Below are 17,880 nucleotides of genomic sequence, written 5' to 3'. Positions count from 1 at the left end.
CCATTATGGTGCAGCACGTCTCTGACGTGCCGGGGGGGATGTAAAAATTTACGATCTCTTCGCGTCCCAGACCACTCACCCTCCCATCGAGAGATTTAATTCCCTTTAACAGGATCCGTTAACTATGGCGTTAACCGAACAAAAGCGCCGGTACGCCGAAGCGCGGCTGTCCGGTGAAGGTAAAAAGCAAGCGGCAATTAGCGCTGGATGCCCCGTAAAGACTGCGTCTCAAGCTGCGTCCAGACTTGAAAAAGACCCTGAGGTCCAGGCAGCAATGGGGCGGGCAACCGTTGTTAAGTCTGCGCCCAAGGCCGAGTTACCCACCGGTGACCCCGCCCCCTACATTCCCCAAGTAGCAGATGACCCGCTCGTGTTCTTCAAATCAATGATGAACGATCTGGTGGCGCATCCAAAGTTGCGCCTGGAGGCCGCCAAAGCGTTGGCCGCTTTCACCGTCCCGAAGCCTGGGGAGTCGGGCAAGAAAGAACAAAAAGCAGACGCCGCTCAGCGGGTTGCGTCCGGCAGATTCAAAACCAGCGCGCCCCCCCTTCGATCGGTGAAATAAATGGAATGGTCCACGGCCTGCCTGGATTGGGAAAGGCGGATCGTGGCGGGCGAGTCCCTGATTCCGTTTGCTCCGCTCTATCCGAGCGAAGCCGAAGCGGCGCTGGATATATTCAAATCGCTACGAGTTGTCGACGTACCTGGTCAACCGACATTTGGTGAGTGCTGCGAGCCCTGGGTATTTGATTTCGTGGCTGCCATCTTTGGCGCCTACGACGCCGAGACGGGCAATCAAAAAATCCGAGAGTTCTTCCTGTTGATCAGCAAGAAAAACGCTAAGTCCACAATCGCTGCCGGAATCATGGTGACCGCCCTGGTGCTGAACTGGCGGGACAACGAAGAGCTGCTGATTCTGGCTCCGACCATTGAGGTTGCGCAAAACAGCTACAAGCCCGCCGCTGCAATGGTGCGTGCCGATGAAGAGCTCAGCGAGTTGTTGCATGTACAGGACCACATTCGGACCATTACTCATAGAGTGACCAGAGCCGCCTTGAAGGTGGTCGCCGCTGACTCCGACACAGTGTCTGGTAAAAAATCCGGGAAAATTCTGATCGATGAGCTCTGGGTGTTCGGGAAACGACCGAACGCGGATGCGATGTTGATGGAGGCGACCGGTGGCCAAGTCTCGCGTGACGAAGGTTGGGTTATTTTTCTTTCCACCCAAAGCGACGAGCCGCCAGCCGGAGTGTTCAAAGAGAAGGTCGACTACTTCAGAAACGTCCGAGACGGGCTTGTGGTCGACAATAAATCGTTGGGTGTGATCTACGAGTACCCCAAGGCGATGATCGAGTCAGGTGCCCACCTGAAGCCGGAGAACTTCCATGTCCCCAACCCGAACATGGGGAGGTCGGTCAGCCGGGAGTGGTTGGAAGATCAGATCCGCAAAACATTGGATAAGGACGCTGGGGCCAGAAACAAGTTTCTGGCCAAGCACCTCAACGTCCAGATCGGCCTGGCCCTTCGGAATGATCGCTGGGCCGGCGCAGACTTCTGGCTTGCAGCAGCCGAGCCGGGACTGACATTGGACAGCCTGATCGAAAAGTCAGAAGTGATCGTGGTAGGCATCGACGGCGGCGGGCTTGATGACTTGCTCGGGTTGAGCCTCATCGGGCGTGAAATCGGCACTCGGCGTTGGCTGCACTGGGCCCATGCGTGGGCGCACAAGATTGTACTCGAACGCCGCAAAGACATCGCGCCTGCGCTGTTGGATTTTGAGCGGCAAGGCAGCCTGACCATTGTCGATAAGCCCGGTGATGACGTTCAGCAGGTCGCAGATGTGATATGTCGCATCAACGACCTTCAACTGCTCCCGCCTGAGCATGCCATCGGCGCTGACGCCGCAGGTATCGGCGATATCGTCAACGAACTTCAGGCCCCTGGGCGGGGAATCGTTGAAGAGCAGATCAACGCGGTATCCCAAGGCTGGAAACTCAACGGCGCAATCAAAACCACTGAGCGCAAGATCGCCGGCGGGGAAATGGTTCACTGCGGCACGCCGCTGATGAATTGGTGCGTGGGCAATGCCAGGGTTGTAGCGGTCGGCAACGCCGTGACGATCAACAAGCAGGTTAGCGGCTCGGCAAAGATTGACCCCCTGATGGCGACATTCGATGCCGTGACCATGATGGCGCTCAATCCTGAGCCAATGAAAAAGAGATTTCAGATGTTTTTCGTGTAGCCCATGGCTACGTCACCAACCCGCCCTGTGCGGGTTTTTGCTTTTCTGGGATACCGAAAATGAACAGAGCCTACAGCGTCCTTGAGATCAAGGCGGTAGATGAAGACGCCAGGATTATCACCGGCATAGCGACAACCCCGGCCACAGACCGGATGGACGACGTGGTCGAGCCAAAGGGGGCGCAATTCAAACTGCCCATCCCGTTTCTCTGGCAGCACCGCCACGACGCTCCTGTCGGCAATGTCACGAAAGCCGTTGTCACCGACAAGGGCATCGAAGTCACCGTTCAGCTGGCGAAGATCGATGAACCAGGCACCCTCAAAGACCGGCTCGATGAGGCCTGGCAATCGATCAAGGCTGGGCTGGTGCGAGGCTTGTCTATCGGTTTCTCGCCCATCGAGTCGGCAAACATCGACGGAAGTTGGGGCAGGCGCTTCCTCAAGTGGGAGTGGCTTGAGCTTTCGGCCGTCACGGTCGCCGCAAATGCTGAGGCGACCATTCAGACCATCAAATCGATCGACTTGAAGCAGCGGGCCGCGTCTGGCCAGTCGGTGCTTCCTGTTGTGCATCTCGTTAAACCCGCCGGCGCTTCGGCACCCGTCATCAAAACTTTCGAAATACCGAAGCCCGAGGAGGGCAACATGAACATTCAGGAACAAATCAAATCTTTCGAATCCTCGCGCGCTGCCAAGGCTGCTCGCTTGGAAGAGATCATGTCCAACGCTGCTGACGAAGGCCGCACGCTGGATGCATCCGAGTCGGAGGAGTATGACGGGCTCGAGGGTGAGCTCAAATCTGTTGATAGCCACCTCGGCCGCCTGCGTGGGCTCGAGAAGTCCATGGTTTCCAAGGCGAAGCCCGTCGAGCCAAATCGCGTGAACAGCGTTCAAAAAGGAAATGAGTTCCGTGACAACGCTGTCATCCGTGTGGAGCGCTCGCTGCCTAAAGGCACTGCGTTCACCCGCTACGCGATTGCGCTGGCTCGCTCCAAAGGCAACCTGATGCAGGCGCAGGAGATCGCAAAGGGCTGGGAAGAATCCACGCCTGAAGTGCTCACTGTTCTAAAAGCCGCCGTTGCGGCAGGCACCACTACCGACCCTGCCTGGGCCGCTCCACTGGTTGAATACCAGAACATGTCCAGTGAGTTCATTGAACTGCTGCGCCCTCAGACCATTCTCGGCAAAATTCAAGGCCTTCGCCTAGTCCCGTTCAACATCAAGATGCCGGGCCAGACCTCTGGCTCCAGCGTGGGCTGGGTGGGTGAGGGCAAGCCAAAGCCGGTATCGGCTCTGGCGTTTGACACCACCACCCTGCGATTCACCAAAGCCGCCGGTATCGTCGTGCTGACCGATGAGCTGGTGCGCTTTAGCAACCCTAGCGCAGAGGCGTTGGTGCAAAAAGACCTCACTGAGTCGATGGCTGAATTTCTGGACGTTGCATTTGTTGATCCGGCAATTGCCGCTGTAGTTGATGTTTCTCCGGCGTCGATCACCAACGGCATTACGCCGATTGTTGCGAGCGGCACCACTGCCGAGGCTTTGAAAGCAGACGTGAAGCGTCTTTTTGCCAGCTTTCTGGCTGCCAAAATTACCCCTGCTGGCGGCGTGTGGATCATGACTCCGACCATGGCGCTCACGATCAACTTGATGACCAACGCTCTCGGCCAGACCGAGTTCCCCGGCATCGACATGAATGGCGGCACTTTCGTGGGCCTGCCGGTCGTAGTATCGGAAAGCGTGCCATCCAACCCAGGTACGGGCGATACGGCAGTTGGTGCGGGGCAGCGCCTGATTCTGGCCAAGGCCTCGGAAATTCTGCTGGCTGACGACGGCGGAGTGACCATCGACGTGAGCCGCGAAGCCTCGTTGCAGATGGACAGCGCACCTGGCTCTGGCTCTCAGGAGCTGGTCAGCCTCTGGCAGAACAACATGGTGGCTTTGCGCGCCGAGCGCTTCATCAACTGGAAGCGTCGTCGTCCATCGGCAGTCGGCTACATCGACTCGGCCAACTACGAATCCTGATCACGGCGGGCCGGGGCTTACCCCGGCCTACCGCAAGGAAAGGAGATATCAAAGTGAAAATGGTAGCGCTGAAGGAGTTTCGGTACGCCGGAAAGCAGCTTGCTATAGGCGATTCGTTCGATGCCGGCGAGAAAGATGTGAAAGTGCTTCGCGCGATAAAAAACGCGCGAATGGACACGGATGAGCCTGCGCCGCCCGATTTGACTGAGGATCCATCCTCATCGAAAAAGCGGGTCTACAAACGCCGGGACATGACGGCAGAATAAAACGTGGAGCCGCGATGAAATTATTCAAATTTGGCCGTGGCACTGAGGAAAAGTCGCTTCGCCCGGCTGATAATCGCGGCGGTTGGATCGGCGTGGTGCGAGAGGCATTCGCCGGTGCCTGGCAGAAGAACATCGAGGTCAATCAGGATACGGTCTTGGCCTTCTCTGCGGTGTTTGCCTGTATCACGCTGATCGCATCTGATATCGCAAAGCTGCGGCTCAAGCTGGTCCAGCTGACGGATGATCGGATATGGGAAGAAACTACAAGCCCTTCGTTTTCCCCGGTGATTAAAAGACCCAACCACTTTCAAAACCGAATCCAGTTTTTTGAAACGTGGTTTTTGTCAAAGCTCACGCACGGCAATACCTACGCGATGAAACTGCGTGATGGGCGCGGTGTGGTGATCAAACTTTACGTACTGGATCCGCGCCGGGTGACACCGCTCGTGGCCGACGACGGCAGCGTTTACTACCGGTTGTTGGCAGACAACCTTTCAACTCTGGAAGATGGGGTGGTGGTGCCTGCCAGTGAGATCATTCACGACCGGATGAACTGCCTTTTTCATCCTCTGGTAGGCGTTTCACCCATCTATGCGTGCGGCCTTGCTGCCATGCAGGGCAATGCGATCCAGAACAATTCCGCGAACTTCTTTCGCAACGGGTCCAAGCCGGGGGGCGTACTCACTGCCCCTGGCGCCATCGCAGACGACACTGCGAAGCGACTGAAAGAGCATTGGGACCTCAACTTTTCCGGGGAGAACGCCGGGCGGGTGGCGGTCTTGGGTGACGGCCTGAAATACGAGGCAATGGCGATCTCGGCGGCCGATTCACAGCTGATCGAGCAGTTGCGGTGGTCTGCGGAAACGGTCTGCTCCGCGTTTCACGTCCCAGGTTACAAAGTCGGTGTTGGCGCTCAGCCCAACAACGCCAGTGCAGAGATATCCAACCAGATTTATTACTCCGACTGCCTCCAATCGTTGATAGAGGCAGCGGAGCTGTGTCTGGATGAGGGGCTGGAACTGCCAGCGCCGTATGGGACCGAGTTTGATCTCGACGGCCTTCTGCGTATGGACACGGCCACTCTCTACAAGGCGAACAATGACGCTGTCGGTGGCGGCTGGATGAAGCCAAACGAAGCTCGGCGCAGAGCCGGCCTGGCACCGGTGCAGGGCGGTGACTCACCGCTGGCGCAGCAGCAGAACTACTCCTTGGCAGCGCTGGCCAAGCGCGATTCAAAGGCCGATCCGTTCGCAAAAGGATCTGATGCGATCGCCTCGGCTGCTCCCAGCTCGGCCCCGCCAGCTTCCGCATCTGAAGATGTCCTCGCTGACCAGGCGCGCATGCTCGCGCTACTGATAGAGAAGGAATTGACCATTGAACCTTCGTGAACTGGAAGCCCAGGCGAAAGCGTTCGCCCCCATGCTTAAAGGCGTTGTTGATCGGGCTATTGAGGCGTTTCGAGGCTCACTGGCCAAAGATCTGGACGACCGTGATCAACGGCTGCGCGCCGATGTCTCGAAGTCGTTGGAGGGGCTGTCCACTGATGTTGATGAAATCGCCCGGGCTGCTGCTGCCCTGATCACTCCGCCAGAGAATGGCAAGGACGCCGATCTGGCGCAGATTCAACGGACCATCGCCGAGGAAGTGGCCAAGCTTCCCAAGCCTGCCGATGGTGCATCTGTCACCGTCGAGGATGTTCTGCCGCTGATCGAGAAGTACGTACAAGCGGCCGTAGCCTTGATGCCTGTGCCAAAGGATGGCAAGGATGCTGATCCGAAACAGATTCAGCTGACCATCGCCGCAGAGCTGGCCAAGCTTCCCGTGCCTGCTGACGGAACATCGGTGACGATTGATGACGTGTTACCTCTGATCGAAGTCCAGGTGAAAAATGCCGTGGCTTTGCTGCCGGTGCCCAAGGACGGCAAGGACGCTGATCTTGAGCAAATTAATCGGACCATCGCCGACGAGGTGGCCAAGCTTCCTAAACCTGCCGATGGCGTTTCCGTCACCGTCGAAGATGTTTTGCCGCTGATCGAGGAACAGGTGAGCGCTGCTGTTGCTGTGATACCTCTGCCGAAAGACGGTGATAGCGTCTCCATTGAGCAAGTCCAGGTGCTGGTTGATAAAGCAGTGGCATCAGCTTTGGCTGGTATCGAGCCTCCCAAGGCTGGCGAGCCAGGGCGCGACGCAGCGCATATCGAAATCGGTCCGGCCATCGATCCTGAAAAAAGCTACCCGCGCGGCTCATACGCTAAGCACTTGGGCGGTCTGTGGCGAAGCTTTGAGGCAACGTCAGGTATGCGGGGCTGGGAATGCATTGTTGATGGCGTCGCCAGCCTGAGAGTCGAGCAGGATGGTGAGCGAGGCTTCAAGGCCGTTGCTCAGCTTTCCAGCGGCAAAACCGAAGAGAAGGCTCTCACGCTGCCAGTGATGATTTACCGAGGAGTTTTCACCGGAGCCTCTCACACCCCAGGCGACACCGTCACATGGGGTGGAAGTCTCTGGCACTGCTATGAGCCCACCAGCGACAAGCCTGGCGAGCTCAACAGCAAGGGGTGGCGACTGGCCGTTAAAAAGGGCCGAGACGGCAAGGATGGCAACCACGGCAAAGATCTGGTCAAAGGGGTATCCATCAAATGATGTTCATCACTCTGGAAGAGGCGAAAGACCACCTTCGTGTTGATGATGATGCTGAAGACAATGACATCAAATTGAAGACGCACGCTGCCAGCGGTGCAGTTCGCAATTACCTGAAGTCGGCAGCGGATATCTACTTTGATGCAAATGGGGCGGTCATCACAGCCTCAATCCCTTACGAAGTCCAAGCCGCAACCATGCTCATGCTTGGGTATCTGTACAAGGATCGCGACGAAAATTCGAACGGCGCTTTCGAGACAGGCGACCTTCCGAAACCCGTGACCGCTCTGCTTTATTCACTACGCATGCCGGCGCTCGCATGAGCCTGAACGCAGGTCGCCTGCGCCATCGAATCGTTTTCCAAGCACTCGGCACCACTCAGGACCCGAAAACCGGTGAAGAGGTAAAAGGCTGGATAACCGTGTGGGACAGGGTCTGGGCTTCAGTTGAGCCGCTGAGCACCAACGCCCTTATCGCCGCCCAGGCGGCACAGTCTGATGCCTCGGCGCGGATCGTCATTCGTTACCGCAATGGGGTGCTGCCGACGATGCGGATTCTGTTCCGTGGAGAGGTGTACAGCATCAAGGGCCAACCACTGCCTGACACGGTATCGGGGTTGGAGTATCTGACCATTCTGGTTTCAAAGGGGGTGCTCAATGGCTAGCCAGACAAGTGTCGACATGCGGGGCCTGGAGGGCGTGGTGCAGAAGATGAAGACGCTGCCAGGCAAGTTGCAGCGCTCTGGTCTTCGTAAGGCTGCCCGACGCGCGATGAACATCGTGCGTGATTCCGCCAAGGCCAATGCCAAAGCGCTTGATGATCCGAAGACGGCCGAAAAAGTCTGGAAGAACATCGCCACGCAGGAATCCGCGAAACGATCCAGGCAGGAAGGCGGCGTGGTCATGCGTGTGGGTGTCCGCGGTGGCGCTGGCAGCAACCAGCACAGCAAGGATGCGGCGGGCAACCCGGGCGGCGACACCCGCCACTGGCGTTACATCGAGTTCGGCACTGAACACATTCCGGCAGTGCCCTTCATGCGCCCAGCCTTCCAGTCGAACGTTCAAAACGTCACCGACAAGTTTGCCAGCGAGCTGATGAAAGAGATCGACGCCGCTCTGGGGGGGATCTGATGGCCGCACCGATCTTTGCTGTGTGTGCTGCCGATCCGGCGGTGCTGGCGCTGCTGGGGTCGTCACCGACCAGGCTTTATCCGTTTGGTGAGGCCCCCGAAGGTGTGGCCAAGCCATACGCGGCATGGCAGGTCATTGGCGGCAGCCCTGAAAACTACCTTTCTGGCCGGCCCACTGTGGACGGCTACGCGCTGCAGGTTGATGTCTACGGCGATTCGGGGTCATCCGCCCGCGCAGTGACGGAAGCCATACGGGATGCCATTGAGCTGACCGCTTACATCACCCGTTGGGGCGCGGAGTCACGCGACCCAGTAACGAAGTCCTACCGCAGCAGCTTCGACGTGGACTGGATGGTTCACCGGTAAACCCTGTTTGTAAAACCATAGCCCGCCTTGTGCGGGTTTTTTTATGCCCGTCATTTGGAGAACATCATGGCGATTTTGACTCAAGGCACACAGTTGTTTGGGCTGATGCCAACCATCGCAGACCCAACGAAGCTGGAAGTAGTGGAAGTTGAGTGCATCACTGCATTCAACCCAGGCGGCAACCCGGCGGACCAGATCGAGGTGTCGTGCCTCAGCAAGAAAAGCCGGGAATACCTGCGCGGCATGCGCACTCCCGGACAGGCCACCTTTGCCGTGGATGCTGATCCCCGCAATCTTTCGCATGTCCGTGTCTACGACCTGTCGGAAAACGACGATATCGAGAGTACCGCCTGGGCTCTGGGCTGGGCCGACGGTAAAAGTAAGCCAACCATCAATGCTGCCGGCGACGATTTCGAGCTGCCGAACGATCGCACCTGGTTCCTGATCGACGGCTACGTCTCTGACTTCCCGTTCGACTTCGGGGCCAACTCCGTCGTCAAAACCGCCGGCACCATTCAGCGCTCCGGCGGTTCTGTCTGGGTCCGCAAAGGCGCTGCTCCGGCAGCGTAAGGAAAAATCATGAATCTGGCAGAACTGAAAAAGAAAGGCGGTGTGGTCGCTGACATCCTTGTGAAAAAGGAAGTTGAGTGGAAGCACCTCGACGCCAAGGGCAAGGAAGTCACTGAAAAATTCAAGGTGCATGTGCGCCGCCATACCTTTGGCAATATGGAAGGCATGTTCTCCGGCGGTGAAGCGGAAACATCCAAAAACGCCCGTTACTTGTCGCTCAGCATCATGCTCGGCGACGAGGGCACGGAAGAGCTTCCATTCAGTGACGCCGTGAACCTCGATCCCGGACTGGGCTTCGTTCTGATGGGCGCGGTGAACGAGGTCAACAACCCGGTAAAGAGCTGACCCCTGCCGATGAGCTGATGCATGAGCTGGTGCTCAACGGCATCGGCGGGCGAACCATTGCCGAAGCAAAGGCCAACATCACCTATTCAGAGGTGTTGGCCTGGTCTGCGTACAGGGACAAGCATGGATCGCTCAACCCGATGCGCAGGATTGAGCTATCCGGTGCCTTGGTTGCATTGCAGGTGAATCGGGCGAACGGGGGCGAGGCTGATCTGTACGACTTCATGCCACATGCAGAGCGTCCGGCGATCACCCTGGAGCAGGCTATGAAGGAATGGGGCTAACTCTATGGTCTGCAGTAGGTGTGTTGCTTTCTTCACGGTTCGTGTCATCGTGAAGCTTTTAAGCGGCTTGGTTTTGGGGGTAAAGGATGAGAAAGGCATGGATGGCAGTTTTTTTGGGTCTTCTGGCTGGGTGTACGCCAGTTAAAAAAGAAAGTATTTACAGCCCATCGGAAGCATACGTTGATCTAAGACCTTATGTCGATAATTCGGGCTATGAGCTTTATGATTCACCAGAGAAACTATTAGCGAAATTAGACGTGTTAGGCGGGGCACAGAAAGAGTTTGAGACGAATTCAGAGTTTGGAAAAAGAGTTTCTGTGCTACATAAGTCGGCGGTTTTTTCGCAGATTCCAGATTTTGATATAAAATTCAACAAGGAAACAGGTGCTATCAGCTTCGAAAGCATGATGTTTGATGTGAAAGATCTTGGTTACAAGGCTGAAAAGACTACAGTTGGCCAGTTTGGAAACTCCCACCTGTCGATCGACCTTTTAGCGGTGGATAAGGTTAAAGGGAGCTACACCGGTCAAAATGCGTTCGGGGCTAAGGCAGAAGTAGATGTTTTAGTTTCTGACCGGATTTACCTAGTCTTCCCTCCTTTTCCGAATGTTTCGAACAGAACGGTCTTCGCAAGTTTGGTTGCTGAGCTTAATATTTCTGCAAAAGAGCTAGAGGAGCAGCGTGGTAATATAAGGTTGGCGGTTTTGTTTGAGCCCAGAGGTAAGGTTTTGCAGGCTGATAAGCATTACGGCACTGCAACATTGAGTAATAGGCGTGATACAACAGTTAATAACTACTATATTGATATGAATTTGGCTGGCATAGGTGTTGTTAATAAAAAAACAAATAAGATTTATTCGAAAAGAGTTAGGGTTAAATTAAAAGTGCTTTAAATAAAACCCGCTTCGGCGGGTTTTTTTATGTCCGGAGAAATTCAAATGGCGTCTAGATCGCTTGGTACGTTGACGCTTGACCTGATTGCGCGGATTGGCGGATTCCAGCAGAGCATGGATCGTGCATCCCAGTCTGTTACCCGGACCGGTGCGGCTGCTGATGCCGCTTCCGCCAGGGTGAGCGCGATGCAGGGGCAGATGCTGTCCCTATCGAACATGGCTTCAAGCTTGGCCGGGCCGCTGGCGTCCGCGTTCAGCTTGAGCGCGATTTACAAGGCATCGGAAGCCTACACATCCCTGACCAGCCGCTTGAAGCTTGTCACAGAGAGCTCTGCCGAACTCGCCACCGCGCAGAATGCTGTTTTCTCCATTGCCCAGAGCGCCTATCAGCCTTTGAGCGCAACCGCTGAGCTGTACCAGCGCATTGCGACCAACCAGAAAGAGCTGAAGCTCTCAGGCGAGGGCGTAGCGGGGGTGGTGGGCACCATCAGCAAGACGCTGGCTATTTCCGGTGCGTCTGCGGACTCGGCGAACGCTGCGTTGATCCAGTTGGGCCAGGCATTCGCATCCGGCGTGCTGCGCGGCGAAGAACTGAACAGTGTGATGGAGCAGGCTCCGGCGCTGGCCCAGGCTATCGCGGCCGGTATGGGCAAGACCGTTGGCGAGTTGCGCGCACTTGGCGCTGCTGGCCTGCTTACTGCCGACTCCGTTGTCAAAGCGTTACAGGCGCAGGAAAAGGCTGTAGCTGATCTGTTCAACAAGACCGCGGTCACGATCGGCAACAGCCTCACCGCCACAAGTAATTCCCTGACCCAATTTATCGGCAGGATGGATCAGGCGAGCGGTGTCAGTGCTGCGATATCGGCCAACATCGTCAAGGTATCGCAGTCCATTGATGGGCTGACGAAGGACTTCGGGGCCACATCGAAGACCTTCGAGCAGGTTTCAAGCGCAGCCGAAACGCTGGCGTACATCATCGGTGCGCGTCTGGCTGTGGCCACTGCGCAGGGCGCTGCCGGCTTCGTGATGGCTACGAAGGCCTCGATCCAGCAAGCGGCGGCGCTCACCTACGGTGCCGCGGCGAACTGGAAAAGTGTAGAGGCTGAAGCGGCGACCACGAGGCAGACTCTTGCGTCGATGCTAGCGAAGCAGGCCGATGCCAAAGTAATGCTTCAGCGTGCGAATCTGGAAATTCTATCTGCTGAGCAAAAGGTCGCGTCTGATCGGCTTCGTCAGCAGTCGGAGATCAACAACCTCAAAGCTGTCCAGATCACCCTGGCGGCAGAGCGAGAACAGGAAGCGACTCGTCTAGCAAATCAGATATCTGAGCAAGGCCGAGCAGCTGCTCGTAATCGAATGGCGCTCGCTCGACTTGATGAGGTCGCAATCATCAAGAATATCCAGGCGGCCGAGGCCGGACTGGCAGCCACAACGGCAGCCGCATCGGTTGATATCCAGGCTGCTTACGCTGCCAGAAGTGCCGCCGCCGCTGGATATGCTGAAACTACGCTGGCCGCCAATGCAGCAGTAAAGGCGTCAGAGCGCGCTGCCGCTGCGGCAACCTTAACGAACAAGTCAATTGCCGCCGTTTCAACTGCGGGTGGCGCGCTTATGGGATTGCTCACTGGCCCGGTCGGAATGATCGCGATGACCGCACTGGTCGCCGCGTCATTCATTGACTTCGGTGGAGCCGCTGACAAGGCGAGCAAATCCCTCATTGATCATAATCTGACGCTGGATCAGTCAATCCAGAAGTACAGGGAACTGAGTGCTGAGCAGCAGCGCTACCAGGTCGACACGTGGCAAAAAGCCCAGAAAGAGGCGCTAAACGACGCTGCCAGCGATTTGGAAAACTATACGATCAGGGCTAGCCTATTTCTGGGCACTATGATTGGCGACAGGGTTGAGAGTCAGAAACAATTCAACCGCATGCTGGCTGAGGTCAAAGATGGTGCCCGGTCGCTTGATAGCGTTACTCAATGGTCAAAAGATACCGCTGGGTTTTCGCCGGAGCTGATTCGACAGCTGACCGAAATGTCTGCGTCCTACTCCGCAAATACGAAAGAGGCTTCCGCCTACAAAACCAAAATCGAAGGTGTAGACGCCTCGATGCGTGCAGCTTCCGCCAGCGCTACGGGCTTCGCTGCTGCGCAAGCGCAGGCTGGTGGCCAGACCAAGGGCCAGATTGCTGATTTTGAAAAGTACATTGCGAAACTGATTGAGACCCGTAATTTGTTCGGCGCAAATGCCGAAGCTCAAGCTGCGTACGCTGCTGATCAGATGAAGCTGACCACTCAGCAACGCGAGCAAGCCAAGGTCATATCGCAGCAACAGGATGTGCTGGAAAAATACAAGGAGGCAGTAAAGGACAACGACAAGGTCCAACAGGAGGCCCTGAAAAGGCAGTTGATCGGCCTTTACAGCATTGAGCAAGCAGCAATCGACGCTGCCGCCGCAACAAAGTTAGCGCACGACGATTCTGCCAAAGCCGCCAAAGAAAGCGCGAACAAGCAGATTGACGAAATGCGCCGGGTCATCGACGCTGCCGCCAACATTACAAAAAATGCCAGCTTCCTGACTGGTCGCAACATGCTGATTGTGCCTCCGGCTCAGACAGATGTGACCGGTCGAAGCATGGTCTTGCCTGGAGTCGAGACGCCGAAAGCTGGGAAAGATCCTCGCACCGATCCAACGGCGCGCGCAAATGCGGCAATTGCTCAGATCAATGAAACAACTGATCCGAACAAAGGCAAAGGGGAAAAGAAATATCAGGAAGATGCGGCTCAGAAAGTTCTCGATCAGGCCCGGCAGCAATATGCGGTTCTGAAAGAGCAATCGAACCTGCTGGAAACTCAGAAGGGTGATATCGACAAAATCGGCGCTGCATCTCGCGAGCTGATTAAGTGGGAGCAGGAGCTCTCCGATATTAAATCGAAAAAGACACTAACTGCCGAACAGCAGTCTCTGCTTGCAAAGCAAGAATCAATTACGGCAGATCTCAAGCGAAATGCAGCACTGGAAAAGGAAATCGAATTAAGAAAGATAGCCACCGAGGAAGTAAAAAAGCTCGCTGCATTCCAGGCAAACTTAACAGAAAGCAATCAGTCCGTGAAAGACGGATATGCTCAGCAGCTCGCTGGTGCTGGCCAGGGTGAAAAGCGACGTGCTCAGCTGCAAGAAATGCTCACCATCGAACAGGACTTCAGTAAGCAGCAACGGGAGCTCGCTCTTCAGCGCAACAGTGGCGACATCAGCGAAAAGCTCTACAACGATGAAACGGCCATTCTCAGCGAGGCAATGGCTGAGCGCCTGGTGATCCAGCAGGACTACTACAACCAGGTAGAAGAGGCTCAATCCAACTGGATGGATGGAGTCGGTGATGCCTGGCAGAACTACGTAGACCAAGCGGAAAACTACTCAGCAATTGCGGCCGAGTTCGTGTCTGGCACGCTTGACGATCTGACAAGCGGACTGGGTGATGCTTTCGCCGATATCGCCACTGGCGCATCAAGTATAGGCGATGCCTTCGCGGACATGGCCGGCAACATGGCCAAGTCGGTGATAAACGCTCTGGCTGATATGGCTGCCCAGTGGCTCGTTTACCAGGCGGTTCAGTTGCTTGTCGGAAATAGCACCAAGACCGCCGGGATGTCCGGTCTGATCGCCAACGCGCAAGCGGCATCGGCCCAGGCTTCGTTGAACGCTTATGCATCGACTGCCGGTATTCCCCTGATCGGTCCAGCCGCCGCACCGGCTGCCGCGCTCGCCGCTGCTGCTGCAACCGCACCGATGGTCGCCGCAGTATCCGCATCGGCGCTTGCCGGTATGGCTCACAACGGCTACGACAATATCCCGAAAGAAGGCACATGGTTGCTGGACGGAGGCGAGCGAATCGTGAACCCGAGTCAGAACCGTGACCTGACCAAGTACCTGGCTGACAAGTCCGGGACTGGCGGTGGTGGCGGCACCCCGATCACCATCCACGCACCCGTTACCGTACAGGCCCAGCCGGGCGTCAGCGATGAGGATGCAAAGCGGCAGGGTAAAGCTGCTGGCGAGGCGTTGGCTCAAGAGGTGCGCAGCGTTCTGCAGCGTGAAATGGGTCAGGGCGGGTTACTTTGGAGGCGCGTCGCGTAATGGCTGAGACATTCGATTTTGACGTACAGGTCGGCGCTTCCGGTGATGTGAAGCAACGCACCTGGTCGAACGACTTCGGCGACGGTTACACCCAGGCAGGCGGCGTCGGTATCAACACCAAGTCGCAGGCGTGGGACGTGACGGTTACAGGGCGTTACGGCGTTGGCCAGAAGCTCCAGCAGGTTCAGGACTTTCTGGACCGGCATGAGGGCTTCAAGTCATTCCTCTGGACGCCGCCGGGCAGCGGGCAGGGCCGGTACACGGCCAACGGCTACAAGCTGTCGACCCTCGGCGGTGGGCTGCATTCGTTGTCCACGAGTTTCAAACAAACATTCAGACCATGAAACAACATGACGCGGCCGGGCCGCATGGGATTCAATATGACAGCTATACAAGATATGCAGGCGCAAATTGATCAGTTAAAAAACCAGATTGCGATGCTATCTGCTGCTATTTCAAATCTTACAGTCGCAGTGAATAGTCGAGAGAGTGACGCTTCTTCTGCAAGACGCGCCACAGATGACAGTTAACAGGCAGTTAGACTGCTTGCTTCTTTAACGGCTAGGTTCAATATCTCGCCCAATGTAAGTTGTTCGTAAGGCTTGCTTGGCTTTATTTGAACATTAATTGAAGCGTGTTTTTCGACATCGACTATGGCTACGCCAATTATTTCTCCATTAGTTATATGTGTGACGGTTACGTTTTGAAGTTTGAAAGCCATTTCTATCTCCAGATGATTGATATGGAGGGCTTTTGCTCGCAGGCGAAGCCCGATGTTTTCGAGTGCCGCACGCTACTACGGCTGGATCCAATCCAGTTACTGGGCTTTTGTCCACGCTGTACAACCAATCAGCTGCACTTCAATTCCTGACTCCGCCGAGCGCGGGGTTTTTCGTAGGTAACCACCATGATTTACAGCGCGGACATCCAGAAACTGGAGCCCGGCAACCAGATTCGTCTGTACGAACTGGATGCCACGCGGCTTGGGGCAACGCTCTGGCGCTTCCACGGACACGAGCATGAGGGAGACATTATCTGGCAGGGCCAGCTGTATTCCCCGATCCAGATCGAGGCCAGCGGCTTCGACATTCGCGGCGATGGCCGGCCAGCTACGCCCAAGCTCACCTTGGCCAACGAGCTGTCGGGCATTCGCGGTGCCGTCTCAGCGCTATGCCTTCAGTACCGCGATCTTGCCGGTGCGAGCTTCAAGGTGATCGAGACGTTCAAACACTTCCTTGATGCCGCGAACTTCGATGGCGGCAACCCGGACGCCGCCGATCAGAGTCGCGTCAGTCTTTGGAAAATCGAGCAGAAGACCGAAGAGAACTTTTCGTCGGTCGGTTTCGAGCTTTCCAGCCCGATCGACATGGAAGGCCAGCAGTTGCCGTCCCAGCAGATCACCAAGCTGTGCCGCTGGGCCATGCGCGGCCAATACCGACAGGAGGCGTGTGCGTACACCGGCACCGCGTATTTCGACAAGAAGAACGAGCCAACCGACAACCCGGCGCTGGACCGCTGCGGCGGCTGGTGGAGCAGCTGCAAGTTGCGCGGCAATACCCGCCGGTTCGGCGGCTCAATGGGCGCAAGCCTGATCGCCAAGGGGTAACCATGCGAATCAATCAAAAGGTTCAGGACGCCATGCGGGCGCACGCCGAGCAATCTCACCCGGCCGAGGCCTGCGGGCTGCTGATTAAGACCGCCGCCGGCCGCGAATACGTGCCGTGCGGCAATGTGGCCACCAACCCGCTGCAGCACTTCCTGATCGACAAGCACGACGCAGCGGCGGCAGAAGACCGGGGCGAGGTGCTGGCCATCGTGCACAGCCACCCGGACCGCGCCGCCACGCCGAGCATGACTGACCTGGTCAGCTGCGAGCTGCACGAACTGCCCTGGGCGATTGTGGGTTGGCCCGGCGGTGACATTCAGTGGTTCAAGCCGACCGGGTTCCAGGCTCCGCTGCTGGGCCGGGACTTCTCGCATGGCCTGCTCGATTGCTGGTCGGCCTGCCGCGACTGGTACGCCCGCGAGGCGTCGCTGCCTCTGCCGAACTTCGAGCGAAAGGAACTGTGGTGGGAAGATCCGGACAGCCCAAGCCATTACGAAGAGAACTACGAGGCCTGCGGGTTCGTCCGGGTCGAGCAGCAGCAACGCGGCGACCTGCTGGTGTTCCAGATCCCGACCGTGGGCAGGCCCTGCCATTTCCCGAACCACGCCGCGATCTACCTCGGGGCCGATGCCAGCCTGCACAGCGAAGACGCTCCGGCGCTCGGTGGCGCTGGCCCATTCATCTACCACCACATGCCCGGTCGCCTGGCTGCCCGTGAGGTCTACGGCTGGTCGATGGCCAACCGCGTGAAACTGATCTTGCGCCATAAGGAATACACCCCATGACCATGCGCACCATCAAGTTGTACGGCGTGCTGCGCAAGCATTTCGGCCGTGAGTACCGCGTCGACGTGCACAGCGTGCGCGACGCCGTGAATGCCCTGTGTGCGATGAAGCCAGGCTTCGAGAAGTTCCTGCGTACCGGCGAAGAGCGTGGCCTGGTGTTCAGCGTGTTCTGCGGCAAGCGCAACGCCGGCGAGGGCGAGTTCGACATGCAGGGCAGCGATAACACCGATATCCGCATCGTGCCGCTGATCCAGGGTAGCAAGCAGGCCGGTCTGTTCCAGGTGGTGCTGGGCGTGGCGCTCGTCGTGGGCGGCCTGTTCTCTGGCGGTACGACCACAGCGCTGGGCATGGGTCTGCTTGGCGCGGGTGCGGCGGTCGGCCTCGGTGGTGTGGTGCAGATGCTTTCTCCCACAACGACTGCCAACGTGGGCAACAACAACGATGACGGCAACAACCCAAGCTACGGTTTCGGCGGCGCAGTGACCACTGTTGCCCAGGGCAACCCATACCCCGTGCTCTACGGCGAACGCGAGATCGGCGGGGCCGTCGAGTCAGGCGGCATCTACACACAAGATCAGATTTGATCATCAGGTAACACC

General features: G+C 57.1%; 21 protein-coding genes. 20 read left to right on the top strand and 1 reads right to left on the bottom strand.

Going from position 1 to position 17,880, the window contains the following annotated elements; translation table 11 throughout:
- Positions 1-124: 124 nt before the first annotated feature.
- From QRN38_RS05345 to QRN38_RS05265, 17 genes are all read left to right on the top strand, one after another.
- Positions 125-565, top strand: a complete 441-nt coding sequence (locus QRN38_RS05345) for a terminase small subunit (RefSeq protein ID WP_057419195.1) — start codon at positions 125-127, stop codon at positions 563-565.
- A complete protein-coding gene (locus QRN38_RS05340; RefSeq protein WP_054090950.1) occupies positions 566-2,242 on the top strand; it encodes a terminase large subunit in 1,677 nt (558 codons plus the stop codon). It abuts the gene before it with no gap.
- Positions 2,243-2,301: 59 nt separating this feature from the next.
- Complete coding sequence (locus QRN38_RS05335; RefSeq protein ID WP_054090951.1) at positions 2,302-4,263, top strand: phage major capsid protein; 1,962 nt, start codon at positions 2,302-2,304, stop codon at positions 4,261-4,263.
- A gap of 59 nt (positions 4,264-4,322) precedes the next feature.
- The gene (locus QRN38_RS05330; RefSeq protein ID WP_054091135.1) at positions 4,323-4,529 is read left to right on the top strand and encodes a hypothetical protein; all 207 of its coding nucleotides are present in this window, start codon (positions 4,323-4,325) and stop codon (positions 4,527-4,529) included.
- 14 nt (positions 4,530-4,543) lie between these two features.
- The gene (locus tag QRN38_RS05325; RefSeq protein ID WP_057419196.1) at positions 4,544-5,917 is read left to right on the top strand and encodes a phage portal protein; all 1,374 of its coding nucleotides are present in this window, start codon (positions 4,544-4,546) and stop codon (positions 5,915-5,917) included.
- Positions 5,904-7,169 (top strand): hypothetical protein, encoded by a 1,266-nt coding sequence (locus QRN38_RS05320; RefSeq protein WP_057419197.1) that lies wholly within the window; start codon positions 5,904-5,906, stop codon positions 7,167-7,169. Before QRN38_RS05325 ends, QRN38_RS05320 begins: the two co-directional genes overlap by 14 nt.
- The gene (locus QRN38_RS05315; RefSeq protein ID WP_054090954.1) at positions 7,166-7,489 is read left to right on the top strand and encodes a head-tail connector protein; all 324 of its coding nucleotides are present in this window, start codon (positions 7,166-7,168) and stop codon (positions 7,487-7,489) included. The genes QRN38_RS05320 and QRN38_RS05315 overlap by 4 nt, the downstream gene beginning before the upstream one ends.
- Complete coding sequence (locus QRN38_RS05310) at positions 7,486-7,830, top strand: phage head closure protein (protein WP_057419198.1); 345 nt, start codon at positions 7,486-7,488, stop codon at positions 7,828-7,830. Before QRN38_RS05315 ends, QRN38_RS05310 begins: the two co-directional genes overlap by 4 nt.
- The gene (locus QRN38_RS05305; protein ID WP_057419199.1) at positions 7,823-8,296 is read left to right on the top strand and encodes an HK97-gp10 family putative phage morphogenesis protein; all 474 of its coding nucleotides are present in this window, start codon (positions 7,823-7,825) and stop codon (positions 8,294-8,296) included. The genes QRN38_RS05310 and QRN38_RS05305 overlap by 8 nt, the downstream gene beginning before the upstream one ends.
- On the top strand, positions 8,296-8,661 hold the full coding sequence (locus QRN38_RS05300) for a DUF3168 domain-containing protein (protein WP_057419200.1): 366 nt from the start codon (positions 8,296-8,298) through the stop codon (positions 8,659-8,661). Before QRN38_RS05305 ends, QRN38_RS05300 begins: the two co-directional genes overlap by 1 nt.
- A 66-nt stretch (positions 8,662-8,727) precedes the next feature.
- Positions 8,728-9,231 (top strand): phage tail tube protein, encoded by a 504-nt coding sequence (locus tag QRN38_RS05295; protein WP_007246397.1) that lies wholly within the window; start codon positions 8,728-8,730, stop codon positions 9,229-9,231.
- 9 nt (positions 9,232-9,240) lie between these two features.
- Positions 9,241-9,576 carry a phage tail assembly chaperone family protein, TAC gene (locus QRN38_RS05290; protein WP_007246396.1) on the top strand — a complete coding sequence of 112 codons (336 nt, stop codon included), beginning with the start codon at positions 9,241-9,243 and terminating at the stop codon, positions 9,574-9,576.
- A gap of 17 nt (positions 9,577-9,593) precedes the next feature.
- Positions 9,594-9,860, top strand: coding sequence for a phage tail assembly protein T (locus QRN38_RS05285; protein WP_010216657.1), 267 nt, complete (start codon positions 9,594-9,596; stop codon positions 9,858-9,860).
- A 101-nt stretch (positions 9,861-9,961) separates the two neighbouring features.
- Positions 9,962-10,753 (top strand): hypothetical protein, encoded by a 792-nt coding sequence (locus QRN38_RS05280; protein ID WP_057419201.1) that lies wholly within the window; start codon positions 9,962-9,964, stop codon positions 10,751-10,753.
- 45 nt (positions 10,754-10,798) lie between these two features.
- Positions 10,799-14,890, top strand: a complete 4,092-nt coding sequence (locus QRN38_RS05275) for a phage tail tape measure protein (RefSeq protein WP_057419202.1) — start codon at positions 10,799-10,801, stop codon at positions 14,888-14,890.
- Positions 14,890-15,234: a phage tail protein gene (locus tag QRN38_RS05270; RefSeq protein WP_057419203.1), complete on the top strand. Its 345-nt coding sequence runs from the start codon at positions 14,890-14,892 to the stop codon at positions 15,232-15,234. The genes QRN38_RS05275 and QRN38_RS05270 overlap by 1 nt, the downstream gene beginning before the upstream one ends.
- 36 nt (positions 15,235-15,270) lie before the next feature.
- On the top strand, positions 15,271-15,420 hold the full coding sequence (locus QRN38_RS05265) for a hypothetical protein (RefSeq protein WP_159420722.1): 150 nt from the start codon (positions 15,271-15,273) through the stop codon (positions 15,418-15,420).
- Here QRN38_RS05265 and QRN38_RS05260 read toward each other — a convergent pair.
- A complete protein-coding gene (locus QRN38_RS05260) occupies positions 15,417-15,611 on the bottom strand; it encodes a hypothetical protein (protein WP_144433595.1) in 195 nt (64 codons plus the stop codon). The two genes, QRN38_RS05265 and QRN38_RS05260, sit on opposite strands and share 4 nt — an antisense overlap.
- A 186-nt stretch (positions 15,612-15,797) precedes the next feature.
- Between QRN38_RS05260 and QRN38_RS05255 the strand changes: the two genes are divergently transcribed.
- Genes QRN38_RS05255 through QRN38_RS05245 form a run of 3 tightly spaced genes read left to right on the top strand, consistent with a single transcriptional unit; the run spans position 15,798 to position 17,865 of the window.
- Positions 15,798-16,496, top strand: coding sequence for a phage minor tail protein L (locus QRN38_RS05255; protein ID WP_010216664.1), 699 nt, complete (start codon positions 15,798-15,800; stop codon positions 16,494-16,496).
- A gap of 2 nt (positions 16,497-16,498) precedes the next feature.
- Positions 16,499-17,281 carry a C40 family peptidase gene (locus QRN38_RS05250; RefSeq protein ID WP_057419205.1) on the top strand — a complete coding sequence of 261 codons (783 nt, stop codon included), beginning with the start codon at positions 16,499-16,501 and terminating at the stop codon, positions 17,279-17,281.
- Positions 17,278-17,865, top strand: coding sequence for a tail assembly protein (locus QRN38_RS05245; RefSeq protein WP_057419206.1), 588 nt, complete (start codon positions 17,278-17,280; stop codon positions 17,863-17,865). Before QRN38_RS05250 ends, QRN38_RS05245 begins: the two co-directional genes overlap by 4 nt.
- Positions 17,866-17,880: the final 15 nt, after the last annotated feature.

This window comes from Pseudomonas sp. CFBP2511, assembly GCF_030209255.1.
Classification (GTDB): Bacteria; Pseudomonadota; Gammaproteobacteria; order Pseudomonadales; family Pseudomonadaceae; genus Aquipseudomonas; species Aquipseudomonas avellanae.
The sequence above is the reverse complement of the archived record's forward strand: the minus strand, read 5'-3'. Positions and strand labels throughout refer to the sequence as shown.

Bases quoted from the DNA above. Each gene is read 5' to 3' on its own strand.
- QRN38_RS05330 (WP_054091135.1), top strand. From the start codon at position 4,323: ATGGTAGCGCTGAAGGAGTTTCGGTACGCCGGAAAGCAGCTTGCTATA.
- QRN38_RS05275 (WP_057419202.1), top strand. From the start codon at position 10,799: ATGGCGTCTAGATCGCTTGGTACGTTGACGCTTGACCTGATTGCGCGG.
- QRN38_RS05300 (WP_057419200.1), top strand. From the start codon at position 8,296: ATGGCCGCACCGATCTTTGCTGTGTGTGCTGCCGATCCGGCGGTGCTG.
- QRN38_RS05270 (WP_057419203.1), top strand. From the start codon at position 14,890: ATGGCTGAGACATTCGATTTTGACGTACAGGTCGGCGCTTCCGGTGAT.
- QRN38_RS05265 (WP_159420722.1), top strand. From the start codon at position 15,271: ATGACAGCTATACAAGATATGCAGGCGCAAATTGATCAGTTAAAAAAC.
- QRN38_RS05340 (WP_054090950.1), top strand. From the start codon at position 566: ATGGAATGGTCCACGGCCTGCCTGGATTGGGAAAGGCGGATCGTGGCG.
- QRN38_RS05295 (WP_007246397.1), top strand. From the start codon at position 8,728: ATGGCGATTTTGACTCAAGGCACACAGTTGTTTGGGCTGATGCCAACC.
- QRN38_RS05245 (WP_057419206.1), top strand. From the start codon at position 17,278: ATGACCATGCGCACCATCAAGTTGTACGGCGTGCTGCGCAAGCATTTC.
- QRN38_RS05305 (WP_057419199.1), top strand. From the start codon at position 7,823: ATGGCTAGCCAGACAAGTGTCGACATGCGGGGCCTGGAGGGCGTGGTG.
- QRN38_RS05335 (WP_054090951.1), top strand. From the start codon at position 2,302: ATGAACAGAGCCTACAGCGTCCTTGAGATCAAGGCGGTAGATGAAGAC.
- QRN38_RS05315 (WP_054090954.1), top strand. From the start codon at position 7,166: ATGATGTTCATCACTCTGGAAGAGGCGAAAGACCACCTTCGTGTTGAT.
- QRN38_RS05250 (WP_057419205.1), top strand. From the start codon at position 16,499: ATGCGAATCAATCAAAAGGTTCAGGACGCCATGCGGGCGCACGCCGAG.
- QRN38_RS05290 (WP_007246396.1), top strand. From the start codon at position 9,241: ATGAATCTGGCAGAACTGAAAAAGAAAGGCGGTGTGGTCGCTGACATC.
- QRN38_RS05345 (WP_057419195.1), top strand. From the start codon at position 125: ATGGCGTTAACCGAACAAAAGCGCCGGTACGCCGAAGCGCGGCTGTCC.
- QRN38_RS05310 (WP_057419198.1), top strand. From the start codon at position 7,486: ATGAGCCTGAACGCAGGTCGCCTGCGCCATCGAATCGTTTTCCAAGCA.
- QRN38_RS05285 (WP_010216657.1), top strand. From the start codon at position 9,594: ATGCATGAGCTGGTGCTCAACGGCATCGGCGGGCGAACCATTGCCGAA.
- QRN38_RS05325 (WP_057419196.1), top strand. From the start codon at position 4,544: ATGAAATTATTCAAATTTGGCCGTGGCACTGAGGAAAAGTCGCTTCGC.
- QRN38_RS05260 (WP_144433595.1), bottom strand. From the start codon at position 15,611: ATGGCTTTCAAACTTCAAAACGTAACCGTCACACATATAACTAATGGA.
- QRN38_RS05255 (WP_010216664.1), top strand. From the start codon at position 15,798: ATGATTTACAGCGCGGACATCCAGAAACTGGAGCCCGGCAACCAGATT.
- QRN38_RS05280 (WP_057419201.1), top strand. From the start codon at position 9,962: ATGGCAGTTTTTTTGGGTCTTCTGGCTGGGTGTACGCCAGTTAAAAAA.